This is a genomic window from Christiangramia crocea (assembly GCF_022410465.1).
Taxonomy (GTDB): Bacteria; Bacteroidota; Bacteroidia; order Flavobacteriales; family Flavobacteriaceae; genus Christiangramia; species Christiangramia crocea.
Genome location: NZ_JAJSON010000025.1, coordinates 43345 through 68924, shown reverse-complemented (window position 1 = coordinate 68924; position 25580 = coordinate 43345). Strand labels below are relative to the sequence as shown.

At 40.0% G+C, this 25580-nt stretch carries 22 protein-coding genes; 12 read left to right on the top strand and 10 right to left on the bottom strand.

What is annotated here, in order from left to right; genetic code table 11:
- Nucleotides 1–20: 20 nt before the first annotated feature.
- The 4 genes from LU635_RS11925 to LU635_RS11910 all read right to left on the bottom strand — a co-directional run bounded on the left by LU635_RS11925 (nucleotide 21) and on the right by LU635_RS11910 (nucleotide 3603).
- Complete coding sequence (locus LU635_RS11925) at nucleotides 21–725, bottom strand: YiaD family glycine zipper/OmpA-like lipoprotein (protein ID WP_240099515.1); 705 nt, start codon at nucleotides 723–725, stop codon at nucleotides 21–23.
- Nucleotides 726–742: 17 nt separating this feature from the next.
- A complete protein-coding gene (locus LU635_RS11920) occupies nucleotides 743–1222 on the bottom strand; it encodes a lipocalin family protein (protein WP_240099513.1) in 480 nt (159 codons plus the stop codon).
- A gap of 81 nt (nucleotides 1223–1303) precedes the next feature.
- Nucleotides 1304–1465 carry a DUF1328 domain-containing protein gene (locus LU635_RS11915; protein WP_131395494.1) on the bottom strand — a complete coding sequence of 54 codons (162 nt, stop codon included), beginning with the start codon at nucleotides 1463–1465 and terminating at the stop codon, nucleotides 1304–1306.
- Nucleotides 1466–1596: 131 nt separating this feature from the next.
- A complete protein-coding gene (locus LU635_RS11910; protein WP_240099511.1) occupies nucleotides 1597–3603 on the bottom strand; it encodes an alpha-ketoacid dehydrogenase subunit alpha/beta in 2007 nt (668 codons plus the stop codon).
- 130 nt (nucleotides 3604–3733) lie between these two features.
- Here LU635_RS11910 and LU635_RS11905 point away from each other — a divergent pair, with 130 nt between their 5' ends.
- The 10 genes from LU635_RS11905 (at nucleotide 3734) to LU635_RS11860 (ending at nucleotide 14599) form a co-directional block, all read left to right on the top strand.
- Nucleotides 3734–4684 (top strand): isopenicillin N synthase family dioxygenase, encoded by a 951-nt coding sequence (locus LU635_RS11905; RefSeq protein ID WP_240100242.1) that lies wholly within the window; start codon nucleotides 3734–3736, stop codon nucleotides 4682–4684.
- Nucleotides 4685–4686: 2 nt separating this feature from the next.
- Nucleotides 4687–5043: a translation initiation factor gene (locus LU635_RS11900; RefSeq protein WP_240099509.1), complete on the top strand. Its 357-nt coding sequence runs from the start codon at nucleotides 4687–4689 to the stop codon at nucleotides 5041–5043.
- A gap of 26 nt (nucleotides 5044–5069) precedes the next feature.
- Nucleotides 5070–5999: a DUF1835 domain-containing protein gene (locus LU635_RS11895; RefSeq protein ID WP_240099507.1), complete on the top strand. Its 930-nt coding sequence runs from the start codon at nucleotides 5070–5072 to the stop codon at nucleotides 5997–5999.
- Nucleotide 6000: 1 nt separating this feature from the next.
- A complete protein-coding gene (locus LU635_RS11890; protein ID WP_240099505.1) occupies nucleotides 6001–6870 on the top strand; it encodes a nucleoside phosphorylase in 870 nt (289 codons plus the stop codon).
- A gap of 74 nt (nucleotides 6871–6944) precedes the next feature.
- Nucleotides 6945–8999: a polyphosphate kinase 1 gene (ppk1, locus tag LU635_RS11885; RefSeq protein WP_240099503.1), complete on the top strand. Its 2055-nt coding sequence runs from the start codon at nucleotides 6945–6947 to the stop codon at nucleotides 8997–8999.
- Nucleotides 8996–9847: a substrate-binding domain-containing protein gene (locus LU635_RS11880; RefSeq protein ID WP_240099500.1), complete on the top strand. Its 852-nt coding sequence runs from the start codon at nucleotides 8996–8998 to the stop codon at nucleotides 9845–9847. The genes ppk1 and LU635_RS11880 overlap by 4 nt, the downstream gene beginning before the upstream one ends.
- 398 nt (nucleotides 9848–10245) lie before the next feature.
- Nucleotides 10246–11439 carry a ScyD/ScyE family protein gene (locus LU635_RS11875; protein WP_240099498.1) on the top strand — a complete coding sequence of 398 codons (1194 nt, stop codon included), beginning with the start codon at nucleotides 10246–10248 and terminating at the stop codon, nucleotides 11437–11439.
- 164 nt (nucleotides 11440–11603) lie between these two features.
- Nucleotides 11604–12404, top strand: a complete 801-nt coding sequence (locus tag LU635_RS11870; RefSeq protein ID WP_240099496.1) for a 3-keto-disaccharide hydrolase — start codon at nucleotides 11604–11606, stop codon at nucleotides 12402–12404.
- A gap of 4 nt (nucleotides 12405–12408) precedes the next feature.
- The gene (locus tag LU635_RS11865; RefSeq protein ID WP_240099494.1) at nucleotides 12409–13842 is read left to right on the top strand and encodes a Gfo/Idh/MocA family protein; all 1434 of its coding nucleotides are present in this window, start codon (nucleotides 12409–12411) and stop codon (nucleotides 13840–13842) included.
- A 184-nt stretch (nucleotides 13843–14026) separates the two neighbouring features.
- On the top strand, nucleotides 14027–14599 hold the full coding sequence (locus tag LU635_RS11860) for a hypothetical protein (RefSeq protein ID WP_240099492.1): 573 nt from the start codon (nucleotides 14027–14029) through the stop codon (nucleotides 14597–14599).
- Here LU635_RS11860 and LU635_RS11855 read toward each other — a convergent pair whose 3' ends face one another.
- A complete protein-coding gene (locus tag LU635_RS11855; RefSeq protein WP_240099490.1) occupies nucleotides 14600–15265 on the bottom strand; it encodes a uracil-DNA glycosylase in 666 nt (221 codons plus the stop codon). It lies immediately after the preceding gene.
- 47 nt (nucleotides 15266–15312) lie between these two features.
- Between LU635_RS11855 and LU635_RS11850 the strand changes: the two genes are divergently transcribed.
- Nucleotides 15313–17496, top strand: a complete 2184-nt coding sequence (locus LU635_RS11850; protein ID WP_240099488.1) for an endonuclease MutS2 — start codon at nucleotides 15313–15315, stop codon at nucleotides 17494–17496.
- 4 nt (nucleotides 17497–17500) lie between these two features.
- A complete protein-coding gene (locus LU635_RS11845; RefSeq protein ID WP_240099486.1) occupies nucleotides 17501–17917 on the top strand; it encodes a thiol-disulfide oxidoreductase DCC family protein in 417 nt (138 codons plus the stop codon).
- Here the strand turns inward: LU635_RS11845 and LU635_RS11840 are convergent.
- The 5 genes from LU635_RS11840 to LU635_RS11820 all read right to left on the bottom strand — a co-directional run bounded on the left by LU635_RS11840 (nucleotide 17914) and on the right by LU635_RS11820 (nucleotide 25456).
- Nucleotides 17914–19248, bottom strand: a complete 1335-nt coding sequence (locus tag LU635_RS11840) for a dicarboxylate/amino acid:cation symporter (RefSeq protein ID WP_240099484.1) — start codon at nucleotides 19246–19248, stop codon at nucleotides 17914–17916. The genes LU635_RS11845 and LU635_RS11840 overlap by 4 nt on opposite strands.
- Nucleotides 19249–19265: 17 nt before the next feature.
- Entirely contained in the window at nucleotides 19266–20330 is a 1065-nt protein-coding gene (aroC, locus tag LU635_RS11835) for a chorismate synthase (protein ID WP_240099482.1), read from the bottom strand.
- Nucleotides 20331–20485: 155 nt separating this feature from the next.
- Entirely contained in the window at nucleotides 20486–20863 is a 378-nt protein-coding gene (locus LU635_RS11830; RefSeq protein ID WP_240099480.1) for a response regulator, read from the bottom strand.
- Nucleotides 20864–20866: 3 nt separating this feature from the next.
- Complete coding sequence (locus LU635_RS11825) at nucleotides 20867–22420, bottom strand: ATP-binding protein (RefSeq protein WP_240099478.1); 1554 nt, start codon at nucleotides 22418–22420, stop codon at nucleotides 20867–20869.
- A gap of 99 nt (nucleotides 22421–22519) precedes the next feature.
- Complete coding sequence (locus LU635_RS11820; protein ID WP_240099476.1) at nucleotides 22520–25456, bottom strand: FAD-binding and (Fe-S)-binding domain-containing protein; 2937 nt, start codon at nucleotides 25454–25456, stop codon at nucleotides 22520–22522.
- Nucleotides 25457–25580: the final 124 nt, after the last annotated feature.

The following is a 25580-nucleotide window of genomic DNA, read 5'->3' as shown; positions in this document are numbered from 1 at the left end:
CTCTGAATTAAATTTTTTTATTAATTCTCATTTTGCTGTTCAGCCTTCTTTTTGGCCTCTTCCTTCATTTCTTCATTTGCAACAATAGCAAGCTCTACCCTACGGTTCTGGGCACGGCCTTCAGCCGTACTGTTGTCATATTTAGGCTGACTTTCACCATACCATTTAGTAGTGAAACGACCACGGTCAATACCAGATTCTACCAGATAACCAGTAACGGCCTGAGCTCTGTTCTTAGAAAGAGTAAGGTTATAGCTGTCGCTTCCGGTATTATCGGTATGTCCCTCAACAAGGATATTTGTTTGCGGATACTCCTTAAAGATTCCTGCAAGTTTGTTCAGGGTTTCTTCAGATTTCGAATTGATATTATACTTATCTGTAGCGAAATAAACACCGCTTGATTCATCAAAAGTAACATTAATACCTTCTCCTACACGTTCCACTTCGGCACCGGGGATCTCTTCTTCGATCTCTTTGGCCTGCTTATCCATTTCGTTTCCGATGATTGCACCTGCGGCACCGCCAACCACACCGCCAATAATGGCTCCCAATGCGGTATTTCCGTCACCAGTATTATTTCCAATAACACCACCAATCACGGCTCCGCCTGTAGCGCCAATCACGGCTCCTTTTTGTTTGTTATTAGCATTTTTGGTCGCTTCACAACCAAAAATCAGGGTTGAAACCACCAGTAATGCCAACATTCTATTTATCACTGTTCTCATAGCTATTCAAATTTTAATTAAAGTTTTGAAAAATTCATTCTAATGGTAAATGGAGAACCATCCAGATTTACGGTTTGTTCCCATACCATATTCGTATCACTTAAACTCTTAAGATTCAATCGGAACCCCTGGTTACCGGTAGTTGATTTGTAATCATCATTAGTGGGTTTCAAAAGAAAATCATATACTCCGGCAGGAGTATTCTCTTCATCTATAGACCAAATGAAATAATTGGTATCCCCATCGCATCCAACTCCTGTCACAGTATAAGTACCACGATTATTGTTGGAAACGAAATCCCAGGTGCTATTCTCAAAACATGAGGCCGAAGCTTCATTAAAGAGCGTTACATTGAAATCTCCGGGATTGTTCGGATAGGTTACATTTGTTAGCGTCCAGTTGCCATCGAATGTTTTACGGGCTTCTTTTGCTACTTTACTTGGTCCGCAGGATGCCATAAAGGCAACTGCAGATAGTAGTACTAAAAACTTTTTCATAGTAGAATTGATTTTAAACAAAAATCCAATGTGTATTATGGTTTTGCATAAGAACACATTGGATTATATGTACCTGATTTATTATCTTCTGAATAATCTGCTTAAAAGTGAAATTACCAGCAGCACAAGGAAAATATAGAAAATAATCTTTGCAATATCTGCGGCCCCTTCAGCGACACCACCGAATCCAAAGATTGCGGCGACGATCGCAATAATCAGAAAAATAACGATTAAGCGTACCATAATTTATAGTTTTAATTGATTAGTTGTAACTAAATTACAGTAGTGGCATTCCTTCCACAAAAGATTATTAATACTTTAACAGTGACTTTGTTAAGGATTCTTAATTAAATTGTGTTTAAATTGCCTGCTTATTAATATTCTATTAAATCCTGGAGTTTCTTCCTGAACCTTTCCTGCGGGAGATACTGTTTTTCGAGATTTTCAGCAAATGGAACAGGGGTCTCCAGGCTGCCCACCCTCATTACAGGGGCATCCAGGCTTTCAAAACAGTTTTCAGAGATTATGGCTGCAATTTCAGAAGCCAGACTGCCAAATAAAGAATCTTCGGTTAAAATAATTGCCTTTCCCGTTCTTATAACAGATTCACATATACAATCAGTATCCAAAGGTTGCAGACTACGAAGGTCGATAAGATCTGCATTTTGATAATCCATTTCATCAAGAGTATTAATTGCCCAGTGTACCCCCGCTCCATAAGTTATAATACTTACTTCACTACCTTCCCTTATTCTTGAGGCTTTTCCAAATGGTAAGGTATAATAGTCTACTGGCACATCCTGTCTTATACTCCTGTAAAGCGCCTTATGTTCAAAGAATAATACCGGGTTAGGGTCATTAAACGCGGTGTTCAGCAATCCTTTGGCATCATACGGAAAGGCCGGATAAACCACTTTTAATCCCGGAACTTTTGTAAACCAGGCTTCGTTGGTCTGGCTATGAAAAGGCCCGGCTCCTACGCCTCCTCCACAGGGCATTCGAATAACAACATCGGCATTCTGATCCCAACGGTAATTTACCTTGGCTAAATAGTTCACAATAGGATTAAAGCCGGAACTTACAAAATCACTGAACTGCATCTCCACCATTGCTTTCATCCCATTTATTGAAAGTCCCATCGCCGTTCCCACAATAGCCGACTCACAAATAGGTGTATTCCTTATCCTGTCTTTTCCAAATTGGTCAATAAAGCCTTCGGTTATTTTGAAAACACCTCCGTAATCGGCAATATCCTGTCCCATCAAAACAAGGTTTTCATGCCTTTCCATGGATGATCTTAATGCCTGTGAAACCGCATCAATATAACGGATATTTTCATTTTCAAATTGAGGTTCAAGTGACTGATATTTAAACTCTTGAAATACATTACTTAACTCGTCAGTTTCAGTTGATTGAATCATGGGCTCATTGAAAGCCTTTTCAAGATTTTCATTTATTTCACTGGTAATATCCTGCCTGAATTGGTCCAGTTGTTCATCATCCAGAACTCCTTTTTCAAAAAGATAGTTCTGGAAATTTATTATAGGATCTTTCTTCTGCCATTCATCCATCAATTCCTGCGGTACATATTTCGTCCCACTGGCTTCTTCATGACCTCTCATTCTAAAGGTCTTAAACTCTACTAATACAGGTCTGGGATTCTCCCTTATACTTTCGGCTATTTCAAAAATCCGGGAATATACCTCAAGAATATTATTACCGTCAATTATATGTGATTCTATTCCATATCCCACTCCACGATCAGCCAGGTCATTACATCTGTATTGTTCAGGCGTAGGTGTTGAAAGTCCGTAGCCGTTATTTTCGATACAAAATAAAACCGGAAGGTCCCAGACAGAGGCTATATTCAATGCTTCATGAAAATCGCCTTCGCTGGTTCCCCCTTCTCCCGTAAACACGGCCGTCAGGAGATTTTCATTTCTTAGTTTATGTGCAAGTGCAATCCCGTCTGCGACACCCATCTGAGGTCCCAGGTGAGAGATCATGCCAACTATCTTATATTCCTGTGTCCCGAAATGAAAACTACGGTCTCGCCCTTTTGTAAACCCGGAGGCTTTTCCCTGCCACTGGGCAAAAAGCCGGTTTAAAGGAATGTTTCTAGCTGTAAAAACTCCAAGGTTACGATGCATAGGCAGAATGTATTCATCTTTTTTCATAGCCTCTGTCACGCCAATAGAAATCGCTTCCTGCCCGATACCGCTGAACCACTTTGACACCTTACCCTGCCTTAGGAGTATAAGCATCTTCTCCTCTATCATTCTGGGCTTAAGCATCGCTTTATAAAGCTCAAGCATTTTACTGTTAGATATTTGAAAATCTGAGTAATCCAGCTCACGTGATTTTGTTTTCCTGAAGAGCATAAAAAAGTTTTTATCACTCAAATGTAACCAAATTTCTATATGCTAAGAAAAATATAAACCAGCAGCACATCACCTAATTTTACTTAACTTTGTCTGTCTAAATAAATTTAAAATACTGCTAAGAATGGCGATGAATAATATTCCCAGCGTAAACCTGGCCGATTTCCTTTCTGATGATCCAAAGCGAAAGGAGAAATTTGTGGAAAAAATTGGTAAGGCTTATGAAGAAATTGGGTTTGTAGCATTAAAGAATCATTTTTTGAGCGATGAGCTCGTAGAAGAATTATATAAAGAGGTAAAGAATTTCTTCGATCTACCTCTGGAAACCAAACAGAAATATGAAATAGAAGGCCTGGCAGGCCAGAGAGGTTATATCTCCTTTGGTAAAGAACATGCAAAAGGTAAAAAGGAAGGAGATCTTAAAGAGTTCTGGCATTTTGGGCAGGAACCTTCTGAAGATGCCGATCTCAAAGAAGAATATCCCTCCAATGTACAGGTTGAAGAACTAAAGGACTTCAATCATGTAGGCATGGAAGCTTACAGAATGCTTGAGAAAACAGGGATTTATGTACTAAGGGCACTGGCTCTGTATATAGGTCTCGAAGAGCATTACTTTGACCATTGGGCAAGTAATGGGAACAGTATTCTTAGGCCAATCCATTATCCTCCGATCACCGAAGAGCCAAAAGGAGCTGTAAGAGCCGGAGCACATGGTGATATCAACCTTATTACCCTTCTTATGGGAGCTTCAACAGGAGGGCTTCAGGTACTCAGGAAAGATGGTGAATGGATAGATGCCATTCCGCAGGAAGATGAACTTGTGATTAATGTTGGGGATATGCTGGAAAGACACACCAATAATAAATTAAGATCTACAATTCACCGGGTTATTAATCCACCTAAAGAAGAATGGGATAATCCAAGATATTCCATACCTTTCTTCATGCATCCGAGAAGTGATATGAAACTGGATTGTCTTGAGGAATGTATAGATGAAGATCATCCGAAGCAGTATGAGGATATCACCGCCGGTGAGTTTTTGAATCAGCGCCTTATTGAAATAGGCCTGGCTAAAAAATAATTATGGCAAAAAAAAAGTTAGGATTAGAAGATCTGGGAGGATTTGTATTCTCCACTAATGATGATTTTGATGAGAGCGATTATGCAGAAGGTGATTCTCAGGAAGTACTTTCGCCCGGAGAACAGGAACTTGAAGCTCATTTTAGCAATAAAGGTCGCGGCGGAAAAACCGTTACCATTATAAAAGGATTCCAGGGACCTGAGGAAGATCTCATCGCACTGGGCAAAATGCTGAAGAAAAAATGCGGTGTTGGTGGCTCAACAAAAGAAGGAGAGATCATTATACAGGGAGATGACCGGGATAAAATTATGCAAATACTGGAAAAAGAGGGTTATAACGTTAAGCGTGTTGGAGGTTAATTCCAATACGCTTTTTTTATTCTTTTATGGGAAATAAAACCTTACATATCGTTAACGGCGACAGCCTTGCTGAACAAATGGAACAACTCAATCTGCCAGGTGAGCTTATCATCTGGCGTGAGCTATTATGTGAAGGCCCTACCCTGAAGGAGATCAACCAGGATTTCTTTAAAGTAAGAAAGAAATTCCTTCGAAAGGCTTATGATATTTCTTCCGAAAATTATGAAGAACGCTTTATTTCGGAAATAAAGAGATTAAAGGCCATGGATGACTATGACTCAGTCATTCTCTGGTTTGAATTTGATCTTTTTTGTCATATCAACATGCTTGCTGCCATTAATCTTCTTTTCGCAAAGAAAAAAGAAGTCCCCATCTCACTGGTTTGTAGCAAAAAACTGCCTGGTGAGAAAGAGTTCAAACCTCTTTCAAACCTAAGCCTTGATGAGCTTAAAAACCATTACGATAACAGGATCGAGTTGAATAATGATGATCTGGAGGTAGCTATGTTGATATGGGAACTGTATTGCAGTGGTGATCCCATGAAATTAAAACCACAGATAAAGACCAATACTAATTTCGAATACCTGTCAAGCTGCATAAGGGCTCATATTGAAAGGTTTCCAAATAGCGTCACCGGAATTAATTCGCTGGAAAGAAATGTTCTGAAGCTTATTGAAAATCATGAAATAGCCAGTGAGAACCATCTTTTAGGTTATGCACTTCAATATCAGGGTTATTATGGATATAGTGATACTCAAATGAAGCGGTTGCTGAAGAAGCTTTCAATTTTTTATGAAAATAAAGACGACCGTATCCTGCTATCGGAAAAGGGAAAACAGGTATTGAACGGAGAAAAGAATTTTTACCGGGATCTTAAAAATGACGAGTATTTTGGTGGTGCCAGGATGTATGATTTCCTATATGAGTCTGAATCTCACAAATTATTAAAATTATAGAATGAGTTTAAAAGCATCTGAACTTGTCCTTAACAGGGATGGTTCAATCTACCATCTGGGCCTACTTCCTGAAGACCTGGCCCAAACGATAATTGTGGTTGGAGATCCGGGTAGGGTTTCGAAAATCAGCAGGCATTTTGATAAGATCGAGGTTAAGAAAAATAAACGTGAATTCTTTACGCATACAGGTTATTTTAGAGGAAAGCGTATCACCGTGATGTCTACAGGAATGGGAACCGACAATATTGACATTGCTTTTACCGAATTAGACGCACTGGCGAATATTGACCTGAAGGGGAAAGCAATAAAGGAAAATCCCGTTAGTCTGGATATTATACGTATTGGAACTACAGGGTCCATAAGAGAAAACATCCCCGTGGGTTCATTTATTACCAGTGAATGGGCTATAGGATTTGACGGACTTATGCACTATTACAAAAGTGATTCTTTTTTAAATACAGAAATTGCAGAAGCTTTCGTAGAACAAACAGGCTGGTCTTCTCTTAAGGCCATGCCTTATGTTGTTAAAGGAGATGAGAACCTGATAGAAAAATTTAGTTCTGATTCTACCATAAAAGGATTTACCGGAACCAATGTTGGTTTCTACGGCCCTCAGGGCCGGGTATTAAGAGCTCAAATTCCTGACGCCGAAATGAACGATAAGATAGGCGCTTTCAACTATAAAGGTCATGAGATTACCAACCTTGAAATGGAAACATCGGGTATTTATGGTCTGTCAAAGTTACTCGGGCATCGTTCAGTTTCAATGAATGTAGTTCTCGCCAACAGGCTAACCGGCGAATTTGCTGAAGATACTTCAAAACCTGTTGACGATCTAATCAGGTATTCCCTGGAGAGGATCGCCAAATAGCCAGCCTTATTTAACAATATATTAAAAGCAAAGCATAGGGTACTTTGTATTTTTGATGAAACAATCTATCACCCATGCAGCAACCTAATGAAGACCGGTTTAGACATAGAGATCTCAACTGGTTAAGTTTTAATGATAGGGTTCTTCAGGAGGCCGCGGATAAAATCAATCCTCTTTACGAAAGGATGAAATTCCTGGCCATTTTTTCTTCAAATCTTGATGAATATTTCAGGGTGAGAGTCTCCCAGCTTCGCCAGATGAAGCGGGTAAAGAAAAGCATTCGTAAAAAACTGGCCCTAAGACCCTCAAAGATCACCAAGCAGATCATTGAGAAGGTAAAAAAACAGCAGGATAGATTCGGTGAAATTTATCATAATGAGATCATTCCTGAACTTGCAGAAAATGGTATTCATATACTGGATGCAGAACATTTTAAACCGGCACAAAAGGAGTTTGTAAGCTCTTTTTTTCACAATAAGGTAGAGAAGCATTTAAAACCGATAATGCTTAACCTGAATAAAGAAAATGAACTCTTTCTTGAAAATTCAATACTGTACTTTCTGGTAACCTTTGAAAAGGAAGACAAACTGGCGGTGGTAAATATTCCCGTTAATGAATGTGGCCGCTTCGTGATGATGGAGGGGATCAAAGGAAAACACAATATTACCTTTCTCGATGAAATAATCAGGTATGAGGCTTATAAAATCTTCCCGGAAAATAACATTACAGGTATCTTTGAAATTAAACTTTCCAGAGATGCCGAGCTTTATATAGATGACATTTATGAAGGTGTGCTGGCAGAGAAGATATATGAGTCATTAAAACAGCGTACCGATGGCCAGCCCACAAGATTATTGTATGATGCTTCCATGCCTAAGGAAGTGCAGAAAAAAATAAGAAAGCTTTTGAAGCTTGGAAAGATTGATATGATGCCTGGCGGAAAGTATCATAATTTCAAGGATTTCTTTTCTTTTCCAGATCCTACAGATAATCCTGAACTTCATTACAAAAACCTGCCTCCGCTACCTCATAAAACTCTGGATAAAAGCAATGATTATTTCGAGGATATTAAGAAGAAAGATCAGGCCCTTCATTTTCCATACATGTCATTTGGTTATGTGGAAAAATTTCTGGAACAGGCTGCAAAAGATGATCAGGTTACCGATATAAGCATCTCTCTTTACAGAGTTGCAGACGAATCAAAGCTCACCTCCTTTTTACTGGAAGCCCTTGAAAGAGGAAAAAGGGTTACTGTTTTTGTAGAGGCCAAGGCAAGATTCGATGAAAAGAACAATATCATTTGGGGAAGAAAGTTTGAAGAAAAAGGAGCCAATGTTATTTATAGCTATCCCAAAGTAAAGGTTCATTCTAAGATCATGCTAATATGCCGTCAGGAAGGGGATGTCAATATGAGATATGCGTATATCGGTACCGGGAATTTTAATAGTGAGACCGCCAAGCTATACTGCGATCATGCCATCTTTACTGCCAATAAATATATTACAAAGGAGTTACAACGGCTCTTCAAGGTACTGGAAGGAGAACTCATAATTCCCAGGGAGAAAAACCTGTTGATCTCTCCTTTTTCCACCCGCCAGGAATTCCTGAAACTTATTTATAACGAGATAGAGAATGCACGGGAAGGAAAGAAAGCCAGGATCACGGCAAAAATGAACAGTCTCGAAGATGAGGAGATGATTGAATTACTTTATAAAGCCAGTGATGCTGGTGTAAAAATAAGATTGCTTATCCGTGGTTTTACATGTCTTATCCCCGGTATAACGGGAATGAGCGAGAATATATATATTACCAGTGTTGTAGACCGGTTTCTTGAGCATGGAAGAATATATGTTTTTGAAAACAGCGGTGAGGAGCTTATGTTCTACGGAAGCGCAGATTGGATGAACCGTAACCTGGACCGTAGGATCGAAGTTATCTCTCCCGTCCTGGATGAAGACATAAAACAGGAATTCAAGAATATCCTTAATATCCAGCTGAATGACAATGTAAAGGCCAGGATACAGGATGCTTCGGAAGCAAATAATTATGTACAAAAGAAAAAAGGAGAAAAAGCCATTCGCTCCCAGTACGAAATTTACAATTATCTCAAAGAAAAACACAGCTCATGAAAACGATCAAAGTAGGCGGAGTACCAGAACATTTTAACCTGCCATGGCACCTTTGCATAGAGAATAGCAAATTCAATGATGAAGGACTAAATGTGGTCTGGAAAGATTTCCCCGAAGGCACCGGAGCCATGTGCAAGGCCTTAAGGTCTGGAGAGCTGGATGTAGCCGTTATACTAACCGAAGGAATCACAAGGGATATAATCAATGGTAACGAAAGTAAGATCATCCAGACCTATATAGTAAGTCCGTTGATCTGGGGAATCCATGTAGCTGCAGGTTCGAAATATAAGAATATTCAGGAGCTGGAAACTACTACTGCCGCTATTAGCAGAAAAGGCAGTGGCTCTCATTTGATGGCGTATGTGAATGCCCAACACAGGAATTGGAACCTGGATGAGCTTAAGTTTAATATCGTTAATAATCTGGATGGAGCTATTCATGCCCTTCAAAATGATGAGGCCCAGTATTTTATGTGGGAACATTTTACCACCAAACCCCTGGTAGACAATAAAACGTTCCGTTTAGTGGCCGACTGCCCTACTCCATGGCCCTGTTTTGTGATCGCAGCCAGAGATGAAAGCATTCGCAAAGATCCTCAACGCCTTCAAAAAATGCTGGAAATCCTGAATGCTGAAACTAAAGACTTCAAGCTTCAGAGAAATATAGATGTTATCCTTTCTGAAAGATATCAGCAAAAACTGGAGGATATCAGAAAATGGCTGGATCTTACCAGGTGGAGTCAGGAACAAATAAGTGAGGCTGATCTTACCAAAGTCCAGGAAACCCTCCTGGAATTGAATCTGATCGAAGAAAAGAGAAATTATTCAGATCTCATTCATACTTTTTAGCTCTATTCTTTTTACGGATAGAATTATAATTATGTTTTATTTTGGACAGATTCGAAATAAAAGTAAGCTTTGATGTTTGTCATTTATTCAATTAATTGCAATATTCAATATTGTTTGTATATTTGCACCTAACTGAAATTCAGCGTTTTAAATATTAAAACATGCTGATCTCCCCGCACTTTACTATTACAACCCCTATCGCCCGGACTTGATGTCATATGTGGTCTCATTAATGTGATCACCCTGAAAATGATTGTACTAATGTTAAGACTGGCTTTCTTAGCCGAGCAGAGTTCCGCTTTTATGCGCCCCCATCTCACTAAACCTGCTAAAGGTTCATTCTAATTAAGGTGGACCTCGTTCAATAACAGAGTATTAACCAAAATCTCTATATAATTATGAAAACAAGAAAAAAACTAATCGATCTAAATTTCCGGGGACTTCTTTCTTTATGCCTGCTTGTAGTTTTTGGAGTTGCCTGTGAAAAGGAAACAAATGACCTTAATCTTAATGTAAAGGATGCGAGTGTAAAGAAAACTCTGAACGCCGGACCTTATGAATTCCAGGGCGCAGTAGCATTTGATATATCAGCCACTCCTGACGGAAGTATCATGGTAGGATTAAATACTGAAAACGGCAGAAGTATTCAGCTGATTAAAAATGGTGAAATTAGAACGATCCATGAAGTTGAGACCAATACCAACATCCAGGGCATTGAGGCGATAGGAACTGGTAATGCTTTCTTCACTACCGGTGGAAGCAATCTTGCAGAAGATGGTGAACTGTACCGGATTTCAAATGGAAAAGTAAGAATGGTAGCCGATCTGGGTGAATTTGAAAAGGATAATGATCCTGATGCTTTTGAAGGTTTACAATGGAAAAACCAGCTCTGTGAAGAAGAAGGTATTTTTAGTGCAGGGCCTCAAAACAATCCATTTAAAGTAACTACACTTGACGGAGGGACTGCTCTTATTGGGGATGCGGCAGGAAATACGATCCTACAAGCGACTACCACAGGCCATATCGACTGGAAAGCTATCCTTACCCCTCCATTGAACGTGAATGGAGAATTTATAGTGCTTTTTGAACATGATGGACTTACCTGCTATGTACAGCCTGTAGCAACATCTGTGGCCGTTGGTCCTGATGGTTATGTATATGTTGGCGAACTCACAGGGGCAGTGCCAGAAACTGATTTAACTCCTGACGGACTGCCAAAAGAACTATCAAGGGTTTGGAGGTTTCCGGCAGATGCTACCAATTTAGTTTGTTCACAAGTGGAAGGATCAGAAGACTGTTATTTATTCCTTGATGGGTTAACTTCTGTGATCGATCTCGAATTTGGACCTGACGGACTCCTTTATGTAGTAGAATTTGACGAAAACAGTTGGGCTGGATTAGCCAATCCAATGGGAGGTACTGTCAGTGCCTATAACCTGGATGGAGAGCTCATTAAAAAAGCAGAAGGACTAATGTTACCAAGTGCAATCACCTTTGATAAAAAAGGAAATCTCTGGCTACTGGAGAATAATATAATTGTTCCAAGGGTGAGGATATTAGATCCGGGAGAATTCACATTTGTAGGTTCATAAAAAACAGGAATAAGGCCGGTAATTTTACCGGCCTTAAAATTTAATAATCCATTTTTAATATCCAGTTTCACGATGAGTTATAAAAAAAAATAAATTAATTATTCTATTTTAGAATAAAATTTTTAATTTCGAAAGAAACAAAATCCACTTTTTTATTAAACATCATGAGATTTAACTTTATTCCCCTGCTACTATTACAGTTCTTGCTTCTAAATTCCTGTAAAGAAAAACCAAAAGCTGATTCCGAAATAGAGCCGTCCACTACAGCTGATACGATTTCAGAAAAAGAATGGACCTATCTTTTTGATGGTACTTCCACAGAAGGCTGGCGTGCCTACAACGGTGATTCCCTGCCTCCGGGATGGGTGATAAAAGACAGTGTTTTAACCTTCGATACTGAACTGGGCCTGGAACAAAATTATGAAGGTGGAAAAGACATTATATATGGAGCTGAAGAATTTGACAATTTTGAACTCTATTTGGAATGGAAACTACCGAAAGGAGGAAATAGCGGAATCTTCTATCATGTAAAGGAAGGCTATGGAGGACCACCTGAAATCTCCCCTGAATATCAACTAATTGATGATGAAAATTATGCAGACATTCATGACCTTTCCGGTTATAATTCACAATTTGGTGTAGAAAACCCCGAAGAACTTCAGGACTGGCAAAAAACCGGTGCAGATTATGCAATGCATGCGGTTGATACCACACAAAAAGTATTAAATCCTGTTGGAGAGTGGAATTCTTCAAAAATCGTGTTTACACCAGAGAAAGTAGAACATTGGCTCAATGGAAAAAAAATAGTGGAGTTTGTTCCATGGTCAGAAGACTGGCAAAAAAAGAAAAATTCAGGTAAATGGGATAATGCACCAGATTACGGTAAATTCAAATCTGGATATATTGGTCTGCAGGATCACGCTAGCCCGATATGGTTCAGGAATATTAAAATCAAAAAGCTGTAATCTTATGGAAAAAAGAGAATTTTTAAAAATTGCAGGCCTCGCCACATCAGGAATTTTGGTTCTACCCAGCCTTTCCTGGGCGAAATCTGCACCCCACAATAGATTGAGAACAGCACATATTGGTGTGGGGAACATGGGATTGGAAGACCTGAAGGCGATCGCTTCTCACGAGCTTGTGGATGTTGTTGCCCTTTGTGATGTGGATTCAAACTATTTAGCCAATGCCCATGCCATGCATCCTAAGGCGAAGACATTTTCAGATTACAGAGTCATGTTCCAGGTGATGAAAGATGAAATAGATGCTGTAATAGTCTCCACACCAGATCATACCCATGCTCCTGCCTCGATAATGGCTATGAACATGAATAAGCCTGTGTACTGCCAGAAACCATTAACACACCACGTCTCTGAGGCTCGCGCAATGAATAAACTGGCTTTAGAAAAGAACCTGGTCACCCAAATGGGGATTCAGGTACATTCTTTTTATGATTATAAACTGGCAACTCTGTTGATCCAATCAGGTATCATTGGTAAAGTACATACGGTTAGAGCATGGTCGCCTAAAAACTGGGGATATGATGGTCCGATTCCAAAGGGCGTGGATCCTGTTCCGGAAGATTTGGATTGGAATCTATGGTTAGGTACTTCTAAACCAAAAGGATATAAGGAAGATGTATATCATCCTGGTAACTGGCGAAAACTGGTAGATTATGGATGTGGAACCTTAGGCGATATGGGTGTTCATATTTTTGACACTCCCTATAATGCTCTTCAACTTGACGTGCCTCTCACAGTCAAAAATGACTGCAGGGTACCAAACGGATTTGGATATCCAGAAAAAAACGAGGTGACCTATGAATTTCCTGGAACACCATATACAACAGAAAGACTAAAATGGGTATGGTATGACGGCCCGGGAGCCCCTGAAGATCATGAAGACCTGAAATTGCCTGATTATGATAAAAACTCAGCCTCAAAAGCTAACAAGAAAAAAAAGAGCGATGAAAGTGATATTTCTTTAGACGCAAAAGTTGCTGAAAAAGGGCAGCTTCCTGAGCAGGGAGCTATGTTTATTGGTGAAAAAGGCCGCTTATTACTTCCTCACTTCATGCAATTACCATCGAAGATTGTAAATGGTAAATATGTGGATATTTCAGATGAAATCGCTAAAATATCCAAAGAAAATAAATTAGGTGAACCTATTAGAGATTATGAATCTGAAGGTCCTAAGCACTATCATCAATTCGTAGAAGCTTGCCTTGGGCGGGAAAAATGTTCAGCTCCCTTTTCATATGCAGCTCGGTTAACAGAAACCATCCTTCTAGGAGTTATTGCGGGAAGATTCCCAAATAAGACCTTACATTGGGATAGTGAGGCTGCAAAATTCGCTGAAAAGGAAGCTAATGCGTTTTTAGAAACATCCTACCGGGAATTCTGAAATGATAAATAAAATTAGCGGGTATTCCGCCACAGTAAGAATGCGTGATTAAATTTTCATATAGAAAGGCCGGTGTAATAGCCGGTCTTTTTATTTATATAATTTCATTATTAATAATCTGGGGGGCTATATTATATTACGAATAATATTCCTAATTTCGAGCCGAAACAATTCTAACCAATTAATGAGAAACTTACTTTTAGCAGGTATCCTGCTTTTAACCACCCTGTTTTGCCAGGCCCAGAAAAATTCAGGAGATGACCAACCTGAAAAACGTGATACCACACAGAATGAATTAAGTATCAATGCTTTTAACCTTATCACCTTAGGGATAATAGAAATAACCTACGAAAGGGTGATAGATGAGAATTCCTCCTGGGCTATAGAAGGTTTTATACATCCTGGTAAAGACGATTATATAGATGAGCTTTATTATAAAGACTTATCTCTAACCGGTAAATACAAACATTTCTTTAGCTCTACCTATGCCAGAGGATTTTATGTACATGGCTTTGGAATGATCTCCACTGGAGAATATGAAACAGGGTTTTATGATTTTAATGAGGGTCTGGACGAATATATATACGAGACCGAAGACTTTACAGATTTTGCGATCGGCTTTGGATTAGGCGGAAAATTTGTGTCTCCCGGCGGGTTTTTACTGGATCTTAGTGCAGGAATAGGAAGAAACTTTTTTAATGATGTCTCACCCACCATAGTTGGTCAATTCATGGTAAACCTTGGTTTCAGGTTTTAATTACCAATTGATCGGTTTTAATCCTTTTCCTTCAAGGTATTCATTCGCCTTACTAAAATGTTTATTTCCAAACCAGTAACCACGGTTAGCGCTTAATGGAGAAGGATGCCCGCTTGTTAGGATAAGATGTTTTGAACCATCTATTAACTTAGCCTTTTTCTTGGCATAGCCACCCCAGAGCATAAATACTACATTTTCCTTATCCCTGGAAATAATCTGGATCACCCTGTCAGTAAAGGTTTCCCATCCTTTATTCTGATGAGATCCGGCCTGCTGAGCTCTTACAGTTAATGTAGCGTTCAGCAAAAGCACGCCCTGATCTGCCCATCTTTCAAGGTTTCCGGTAGCAGGAACCGGTTTTCCAAGGTCATTCTCTATTTCTCTGAAAATATTAATTAGCGAAGGCGGGAATTGAATCCCGTCCCTCACCGAAAAACACAGCCCGTTAGCCTGTCCAGTCCCATGATAGGGGTCCTGCCCCAGGATGACCACTTTGGTATCTTCAAACTTAGAATGATCAAAAGCGGCGAAGACCTCCTTTCCCGGAGGAAAGCATTTATTCTCAGTATATTCTTTTTTGACGAAGCTCGTTAGGTTTTGGAAATAATCCTTTTCAAATTCAGGTTCCAGTTCCTTTTTCCAGCTTGGGTGTATTCTTACGTTCATTAGAATTAAGTAACTTTGCAGGACCTCAAAAGTAGGGAAAAATTGATATGATTAAAATTAGTTCGAGAAGTCTTGAAGATCTTGAGTTTCCGGTGGTGTGTGAACAGATAAGTGAATTTTGCATTACCGGCCAGGGAAAGGAAAAAGCTCTGAATATTCAACCTTATCCAAATTATAAAAAAACGGTCTTTGGTCTTAACCAGACCAATGAATATTTCAATTCAAAGACCAGGGACCAGCCTATTCCAAATCACGGCTTTGATTCCATTCAGCCGGAAATCAAATTACTGGGAATAGAAGGTTCGGTTGTAGAGATCTCAGGCTTCAGGAAGATAGCATCCATCACAGAAACGGTAAATTCTCATCTAAAATATTTTCAGAAATATGCAGAACAATATCCTGCATTGTCTGAAACGGTTTCTCATATTGAATTTGACCTAAGCCTTGCCAATAAGATAAATGCCATTATCGACAGGTTTGGAGAAATGAAGGATGATGCCTCTCCCCTCTTACAGGAGCTCAGACGTTCCATAAATTCTGTAAAAGGAAAAATAAATTCAAGTTTTAATTCAGCGCTCACCTCCTACCAGTCCTATGGCTATCTTGACGAGATTAAGGAAAGTGTGGTGGAGAACGTTCGGGTACTTGCGGTAAAGGCAATGCATCGCCGAAAAGTAAAAGGTGGGATAATGGGTAATTCCAAGACAGGAAGTATCGTATATATTCAGCCTGAAGCTACTTACCGGTATACGCGTGAACTGAATAACCTGGAGTACGAAGAGAAAGAAGAAATAAAAAGGATCTTAAAGGAGTTAACTGAATTTGCACGTCCTTACCGGGAGATCCTGATCGAATATCAGGATTTACTGAGCGATATTGATGTTATTGCTGCTAAATCCAAGTATGCAGAGAAAATTAACGGTGTACTTCCAAAGATCACCAGGGAAAGAGAACTGCAATTAAAGGAAGCCTACCATCCCCTCCTCTATCTGAACAATAAGAAAAAAGGGGAAAAGACCTTTCCCCAAAGCATAGAACTGGCTCCTGATAATCGTATTATCGTAATTTCAGGTCCTAATGCAGGAGGGAAAAGCATTACTTTAAAGACCGTGGGGCTGCTCCAGGTGATGCTTCAAAGTGGGATCCTGATCCCGGTTCATGAATACAGCAGGGTATGTCTTTTCAATAAAGTATTGACCGACATTGGGGATAACCAATCGATAGAGAATCACCTGAGCACTTATAGTTACAGGCTGAAGAACATGAATTATTTTCTTCGGAAATGTGATGATAAAACCCTTTTCCTTATCGATGAATTTGGAACCGGAAGTGATCCTGAGCTTGGAGGTGCCCTGGCAGAAACCTTCCTGGAGGTATTTTATGAAAAAGGCTCCTATGGAATATTGACCACTCATTATGCTAATCTTAAAAAGCTGGCCAACGAACTGCCGGATATGAGCAATGCCAATATGCTATTCGATAGCAAAAGCCTTGAACCGGTCTATAAATTGCTGGTAGGAGAAGCTGGGAGTTCCTTTACTTTTGAGGTAGCTCAGAAAAACGGAATCCCTTACAGCCTGATAAACCGTTCTAAAAAGAAAGTAGAACGCGGCAAGATAAGGTTTGACAGAAGTATTGCGAAGCTTCAAAAAGAACGGTCTGAACTTAGAAAAACTACAGATTCGCTTAAGACCAGGGAAGAAAAAGCTGCGGAGCAAAAAGAAAAGCTTGCGGAGATCAATGCAAAGGTCCAGCAAAAGCTGGAAAGCTATCAGGAACTTTATGATACCAATCAGCGCCTCATATATCTCGGGCAGAAAGTAAATGACCTAAGCGAAAAATATTTTAACGATAAGCAAAAACGTGAACTGATAGGTGAATTCCTGAAAATGGTTGAAATAGAGAATTCCAAAAGAAAAAAGGAAGACAAAAAGAAACTGCAAGCAAGAAAGGCTAAAGAACGCCAGGTAAAACAGGAAGTCCAGAAAAAGATACAGCCAATAAGACAGAAGAAAAAAGAGGAAAAAAAGAAAGAAGAAGAGATCAAAAAACAGGAAGCTAATAAGCCAAAAGCAAAACTAAAGGTCGGAGACAGGGTACGACTCGAAGACGGGAAAGCTGTAGGATCTATAGATAGTATAGAAAAAGGCAAAGCTATTGTTAATTATGGGATGTTCACCACCTCTGTAGGTCTGGAGCAACTGGAACTTGTACAGGCTGCAAAAAAATAGAAATATGTATCAGTTACCTGAAAATAAAAAGATAGTGTTGTTCGACGGAGTTTGCAACCTTTGTAATGGAGCAGTCCAGTTTATCATAAAACATGATAAAAAAGATGTTTTCAGGTTTGCATCGCTACAGAGTGAATCCGGAAGAAAGCTTGTAGAAGAACGCGGTCTGGATCCAGACGAAATAGATTCTATCATGCTTATAGAACCCGGAGTGGCTTACTATCGAAAATCTACAGCTGCTCTGGAGATCTCAAGAGATCTTTCAGGAGGATATTCATTGCTAAAGAATTTCCTTGGACTACCAGAGGGATTCAGGGATCTGATTTATGATCTTATAGCAAAGAACCGTTATAAGTGGTTCGGGAAAAAGGACGAATGTATGATCCCAACTCCCGAACTAAAATCTAAATTTCTGAATTAAACTTTTTCAGTTTCCGAAACAGTTTCCGCTTCGGGATGGTAATCATCGTCCCATTCCTTCACATTTGGAGGGCCCATCATGTCAACCGACTTCGCTACCATAAGAGATACAGCGGCATCCCCGGTAACGTTCACCGTGGTCCTACACATATCTAGAGGCCTGTCTACTGCAAAGATCAAAGCAAGTCCGGCTTCAGGAATACCAGCCTGGGCCAGAACGATCACAAGCATCACCATACCTGCTCCGGGTACAGCTGCGGAGCCAATAGAAGCCAGGGTTGCTGTCATAATGATACCCAGCTGTGCTCCAATAGTAAGATCCATCCCAAAAGCCTGAGCGATAAATACCGCGGCAACAGCCTGATAAAGACTGGTTCCGTCCATATTTATGGTAGCTCCTATCGGTAACACAAAACTGGTGACTTCTTTATGCACACCCATATGTTCCTCTACCCTTTCCATAGTAACAGGCAGTGTTGCGGCACTGGAACTGGTGGAAAAAGCAAGTAGTTGTGCCGGGGCTATTCCATTTATAAAGAAAGAAGGTTTATTCTTTGTGAAAATCCAGACCAACAGGACATATACTCCAATCATCAGTGCCAGTCCTGCTAATACCGTAATCGCATACATTGCCAGTGCAGCAAAAAGATCGGTGCTGGGCGATTCCACTACAAGGGCGGCAAGAAGTGCAAAAACACCATAAGGTGCGGTAAGCATTATAAGATCGATAAGTTTGAGTATTACCTCATTGAAACCGTCAAAGAAGTCTTTCACAGGTTTAGCTGTTTTTTCAGGAATAAGAATCAAACCAAGACCAAAGAAAATGGCAAAAAAGATAACCTGAAGCATATTTCCATTATCACTGGCTGCGCCAAAGATATTACTCGGCACAAGGTCTTCCAGAGCCTGTAATGGCCCTGCATCCTTTTGTTTCTGAGCGTCAGATATCCTTACCGAAGCATCACCTTCATAACTCGCGATAAGGTCACTTCTGGTTTCTTCTGAAATTGTTCTTCCCGGCCCGATAATATTTACAAGCACCAGCCCTATGGAAACAGCTATAACCGTAGTAACGATATAAGTGGCTATAGTCCGGGTTCCCATCTTGGATAGTTTGGAAATATCTTTAAGATCTGAGATCCCTTTGATTAGGGAAGCCAGGATCAAGGGCACTGCAATGAGTTTTAAAGCATTTATAAAAATGTTACCAAAAGGTTTGATCCAGTCACCTACGAATTCTGCTCCCCAGCTAAAATTGGTCATAATAAGAGCGAAGATCACCCCGGCAAGCATTCCTAATAAAATCTGCCAATGCAGTGCGAGTTTTTTCATTTTATCGGTTTTCTAAATTAAATTTTTGATGATTTATTCTGAAGGAAATAATCGGCAAGAACAAGTGCGGCCATAGATTCCACAATAGGAACAGCCCTTGGGACCACACAGGGATCATGGCGGCCTTTGCCCTGCATTTCCACTTCATCTCCGCTGGAATTGATGGTAGTTTGCTTTTGCATAAGTGTAGCTACAGGTTTAAATGCCACTTTAAAGTAGATGTCCATTCCATTGGAGATACCACCCTGTATACCACCACTCAAATTGGTCTTTGTAGAACCATCTTTGTTGAACATGTCATTATGCTCGCTTCCTCTCATTTTGGTCCCTTCAAACCCACTGCCATATTCAAATCCTTTAACAGCATTTATGGAAAGCATCGCTTTTCCAAGTTCGGCATGTAGTTTATCAAAAACAGGTTCTCCCAGACCTTTTGGAACATTTTTTATAACGCATTGCACAGTTCCTCCCACCGTATCACCATCGGCCCTGATTTCTTTAATATAAGCTTCCATTTCTGAAGCTATTTTAGCATCAGGGCAGCGCACCGGATTTTTCTCTGTTTCTGAAAAGTCAAGTTCTGAAATATCCTTGTTAAGTTCTATTTTTCCAACTGAAGATACAAAGGCCCTGATCTCCACATTCTGAAGTATCTGCTTAGCGATACTTCCTGCAACCACTCTGCAGGCCGTTTCCCTGGCCGAAGACCTTCCTCCCCCGCGATAATCTCTTACCCCATATTTTTCGTCATAGGTATAATCTGCATGCGAAGGCCGGTAGGTATCCTTGATATGAGAATAATCCTTGGATTTCTGATTGGCATTTTTAATTATGAAACCAATAGGGGTGCCAGTAGTTTTACCTTCAAAGATTCCGGAAAGAAATTCCACACTATCGGGTTCTTTGCGCTGGGTAACGATGGCCGACTGGCCCGGACGTCTTCTGTCAAGATCGTTCTGAACACTTTCTACATCTATTTCAAGACCGGCAGGACAGCCGTCTATCACACCACCTATAGCCACTCCATGTGACTCACCGAAGGTGGTTATTTTAAATAATTTACCAAAGGAATTTCCGGGCATTAGCAGCTTTTTGAACAAATGTAATTTTTTAAGAACATATTTGAAAATGGAATTCTATTTAATGTTAGAATTACAAAGACTCCACATATCAAAATGCAAAAGCTCACCCGGAATCGGATTCATTTTATTACCAGGTATTATAACCTCAAGATAGATTAGCTGGTTTTATTATTATGCTTTTCCAGGATCTCGTTTGTCTTGGAAATTAAAGTTTCCATATCGAACGGTTTGGAGATAAATTCGGTGGCTCCCGCCGATTTACAGACCTCTCCAACATTATGAAGTGCAGACATCATTATGATGGGAATCTTTGCCACTTCTTCATCCTCCCTTAGTTCAGCACAAACATCGGTGCCGTCTACCCCGGAGATCAGTTTATCAAGCAGCACAAGCTCGATATTGTGTTTTAGAATATTCTCCTTGGTTTTCCTGGGCTGTTGGGATACGGTCACTTCATGACCGCTGAATTCAAGAATATCCTTCAGCATGAAACCTATTGTCTGGTCATCGTCTACAATCAGTATTTTTGCCATAATCTAGTTTTGATTTAGGGGTAAGATAAAGGTGAATTGTGATCCCTCACCCGGTTCACTGTCCACAAGTATTTTTCCATTATGTCGTTCTATAATTTCGTTGGAAAGGTACAGGCCTATTCCAAATCCAGCATAGGTCTCTTCATTTTTAGCCGATACCCTATAGAAACGCTTAAAGATCCGGTTAAGATCCTTTTTCTCTATCCCGATCCCAAAATCTTTAACGCTCACAGCCACATGATTTTCATTTTCATAAAAGACCTTTACCAAAACCCGTTTGGCATCCATAGAATATTTTAAGGCATTGGTAATAAAATTAATAATCACCTGCCCTATCCTGTCTTTATCAGCAACTATATCGCATTTACATAAATGCTCCAGCTCTATCTGGATATCCTTATTAGTGTGGAATATATCTTCAATTATATTCTCTACATGTTCGTTAAGACTGAATTCCTCTGTATGAAGTTCAAGCTCGTTCTGTTCAATTCTGGAAAGATCCAGCATTTCGGAAATTAGCCTGATAAGCCTCTCTATCTGGTCTTCAATACGATGTAAATATGGCTTTGTGATGTTATCTTTTTCGCTATTTAGAATGGATTGTAAAAGCTGGACATAACCCTTTATAGAAGTAACCGGTGTTTTTAATTCATGGCTTACGAGTTTAAGGAAGTCTTCCTTTCGCTGCTCCTCTTCCTTAAGTTTTTGGATCTGGGTGCTGGAACTAATCCATGAGGTGGTTATCCCATCATCTTTCATGGCAATAGCCCTGCATAGATGCCATTTATAATCACCGTTCTTATCTTTTATTTTAAGTTCTATATCAAGGTCTTTTCCTTTTTCTAAACATTCTGCTAATTCCTGTTCAACCTTTTCGACATGTTCAGGATGGATGATTTGAGTCCAGTGACTATCTAAAAACTCATCCATCGTCATCCCGGTATAATCCAGCCAGCTCTTATTATAGAATACCGAATTGCCTTCTGCATCGGCTATACTAATTTTGTGAGGCATAAAATCTACCAGCCCGCGAAATTCCTTCTCGCTTTTCCTGACCTTTTGATGAAGCATTGCCTGCTGTGTAACATCCTGGGCAATAATATCTACGCCTACTATCTTTCCGTCTGAATTATAATGTGGCATATATGAAAAATCGAAATACGATTTCACCATTTCACCATTAATATTATGCTCCACAGGCAAAGCCCGGGCATGATATGGCTCGCCACTATTATAAACCTTGTTGAGATAATCTTCTATTCCCTGATCACGAACCTCGGGAATAACATCAAAAAGAGGTTTGCCAACTACATCATCTCCCTTTCCCCAGACCTTGATTACAGATTTGTTTGCGAACTCAATCCTGTAATCGGGACCTTTTAGAAAAGCGATCTGGGCAGTAGATGAATATAAAAAGTCTTTAAGTTGATAGATCTCTTCCTTTAGATTGGCACTGGATTCTTCATAAGAGCAAACCTGCTTTTCCAACGACTCTGTTTGCTCCTTATTTTCCGCCAACTCCCGCTCTAATTCTTTAATCCGTAGATCTTTATCCATCCGAACTTATTAACCTCTGTTTTTCCTCATTATTGACTTGCGTTAAATTTAGTATTTAAAGAGAGCCTGAAAGGATTTTTAAGAAGCATTAACAAAAAATTAGTTTCTGGGTTTGCTTAATAAAGCATTTCTCAGAATAGTAACCGGATGAAGTGCCTCTCTACCAGTTCCATCTTTTATCTGGTGGCGACAACTCGTACCATTAGCCGAAATGATTACAGATTTTGCTGTCTTTCTGATAGCAGGAAACAGTGAGTTCTCCCCAATTCTCATACTTATCTCGTAATGCTCCTTTTCATACCCAAAAGAACCAGCCATACCACAACAGCCCGAAGTTATGATCGTCACCTTGTAATTTTCCGGAAAATTAAGAATGTCAAAGGTGCGGGATGCACTGGAGAGGGCCTTTTGATGACAATGTGCATGGATCTTCACCGTTGCACTTTTATGTGTGAACTGATCCTTCTTAATATTGCCTTCTGCAATTTCCTGTTTTAGAAATTCCTCTACCAGAAAGCTGTTAGCTGCTATTTTTTTTGCGGCTTCCTTATCATCTGCCAGCCTGAGATATTCATCTCTGAAACTTAATATTGCTGAAGGCTCAACGCCCAGAAGAAAAGTATCTTCAGAAATAAGATCTTTAAAAATGCTGATATTTTCGTTTGCTAGTCGTTTGGCATTCGAAAGAAAACCTTTAGATATCTGGCTTCTTCCGCTTTCGGGATGATCAATGATAAGAACTCTGTATTTTAGCCTGGCAAGCAGGTTAAGCGCATCTTTTCCTACCTGAACATCCAGGTAATTAGTGAATTCATCATTAAATAAGTAGACTGTCTTTATACTGTCTTTAATATCGAATTTCCCTTTGTTCTTGAGATAATATTGTTTTAAGGTCTCCCTGGCCACTATGGGAAGTTCACGTTCCTTAGCAACCCCCATCACTTTTTTAGCAAGTCCTGAGGTAAAGGAATTGGACATTACAAACCTTGAAATACCCGGAATCTTTGCAGCTCTTGCATTATGCTGCGTGATATTAGCAAAGGCTTTATCCCTGAAACTTGGCTTATGACTCTTGTGATACTGGTGCTGAAATTCGGCTTTTAAGGAGGCCATATCTACATTCGAGGGACATTCACTTTTACAGCCTTTACAACTAATACACAGATCCAGTACTTCTTTTAGTTCGGGATGATCAAAGCGATTGGGTTTATCTGAATTCGTTAAGAATTCACGCAGGGCATTTGCTCTTGCTCTGGTGGTGTCTTTTTCATCCTTGGTAGCCCTGTAACTGGGACACATAGTGCCACCAGCCTCCACCGATTTCCGGCAATCCCCGCTTCCGTTACATTTCTCCGCAAGCCGAAGGATTCCATCGGCATCTGAGAAGTCCATAAGTGTTTCAATATCAGGCTCGGTTCTGTCCGGCACATACCTTAGTGAAGTATCCATTGCCGGGGCATCTACTATCTTACCCGGGTTAAAGATATTATGTGGGTCAAAAGCCTGTTTCACTTCTTTCAAGACCTGGTATAAATGCTCACCATACATCAGTTTGATGAATTCGGCCCTAACACGACCATCACCATGCTCTCCACTAAGGGAGCCATTGTATTTTTTTACAAGCTTTGCAACGTCTGCAGTAATATTTCTGAAAAGAGCAACCTCTTCTGATCTTTTGAGGTTAAGAATGGGCCTCAAATGAATTTCTCCGGCTCCTGCATGGGCATAATAAACAGCCTGCTGATCATAGGATTTCATTATTTTACTGAAATCTGAGATATAATCGGCAAGCACAGGCAAGGCCACGGCTGTATCTTCAATACATGCAACTGCCTTTTTATCACCTTTCATATTACCCAACAAACCTAGCCCGGCCTTTCGCAATTCCAGCGCGAGATCTATCTGCTCATCATAAAGTACAGGATAGGCATAACCGAGACCTGAATCTCTCAGGGATTTGAGTAATTCATCTACCCGTGTTTGTAATTCAACTTCAGAATCAGATCTGAGTTCTAGCATAAGTATAGCCTGTGGATCGCCCTCAATAAAAAATCGGTTATCTCGATACATAAGGCTATCCTTGGTACAGTCAAGAATCACCTTATCCATCATCTCGCAGGTAAAAAGCGAATGTTCCATCGCAGGAACCACTGCCTGCATACAGGCATCTATACTATTAAAATGTGCCGCTACCATAGCCGTATTTTGAGGAGGCAGCTCATCAAGCTGAAGGGTTATCTCAGTAATAAAGGCAAGGGTACCTTCACTACCGGCAATGAGTCGGCAAAAATTGAAATGTCTTGAACTATCCTCGAAGACCTCAGAGTCAAGCAACTCATCTATTGCATAGCCTGTATTTCTCCTATGAAGACTGGCAGGCGGATAATTCTTTTTAATCTTTTCCTGATTGGTCTTATCCCGAAGTTTCTCATCGATCTTCCGGTAGATATCCCCTTCAAGGTTCTGTAGTTTTAACTTATCCTCGTATTCTTCGGCCGTTAGTTCTCTGAACTCCACCTTGGAGCCATCACTAAGAATGGCTTTAAGGGAAATAAGCTTATCCCTGGTGGTTCCATATTTGATCGAGGTAGTTCCACTGGAATTGTTCCCTACCATTCCTCCTATCATACACCTGTTTGAGGTGGATGTATTGGGGCCGAAAAAAAGACCGTGCTTCAGCAGGCGCCGGTTAAGATCGTCCCGAATCACTCCAGGCTGAACAGTTACTGTTTTTTTCTTATTATGTATCTGAATGATATCGGTAAAATACCTTGAAACATCAACCACAATTCCATCTCCGGTACATTGTCCAGCCAGGGAAGTTCCCGCGGTTCTGGGTATCAAAGAGGTATTATAATTTTTAGCGAACTCTATTAAAAGTATTAGATCTTCTTCATTTTCAGGGTAGCATACTGCAAGTGGAATTTCGCGGTAAACAGAAGCATCGGTGGCATATATACTCCTCCATAGATCATCGTAAAACAACTTCCCGGTAAGTTCTCCAGAAAGTTTTTCCAGGGCTTGATTCTTTTTCATACCCAAATTTATAAGTTTTCTTTGAGTAGGCTTAACAGTTTTTTAATTAATATTAACAATACATTTGCTAGAGCCGACGTTCTTGTAATACTAATCGCACTAAATTTGCCAATCAAAACAAAAC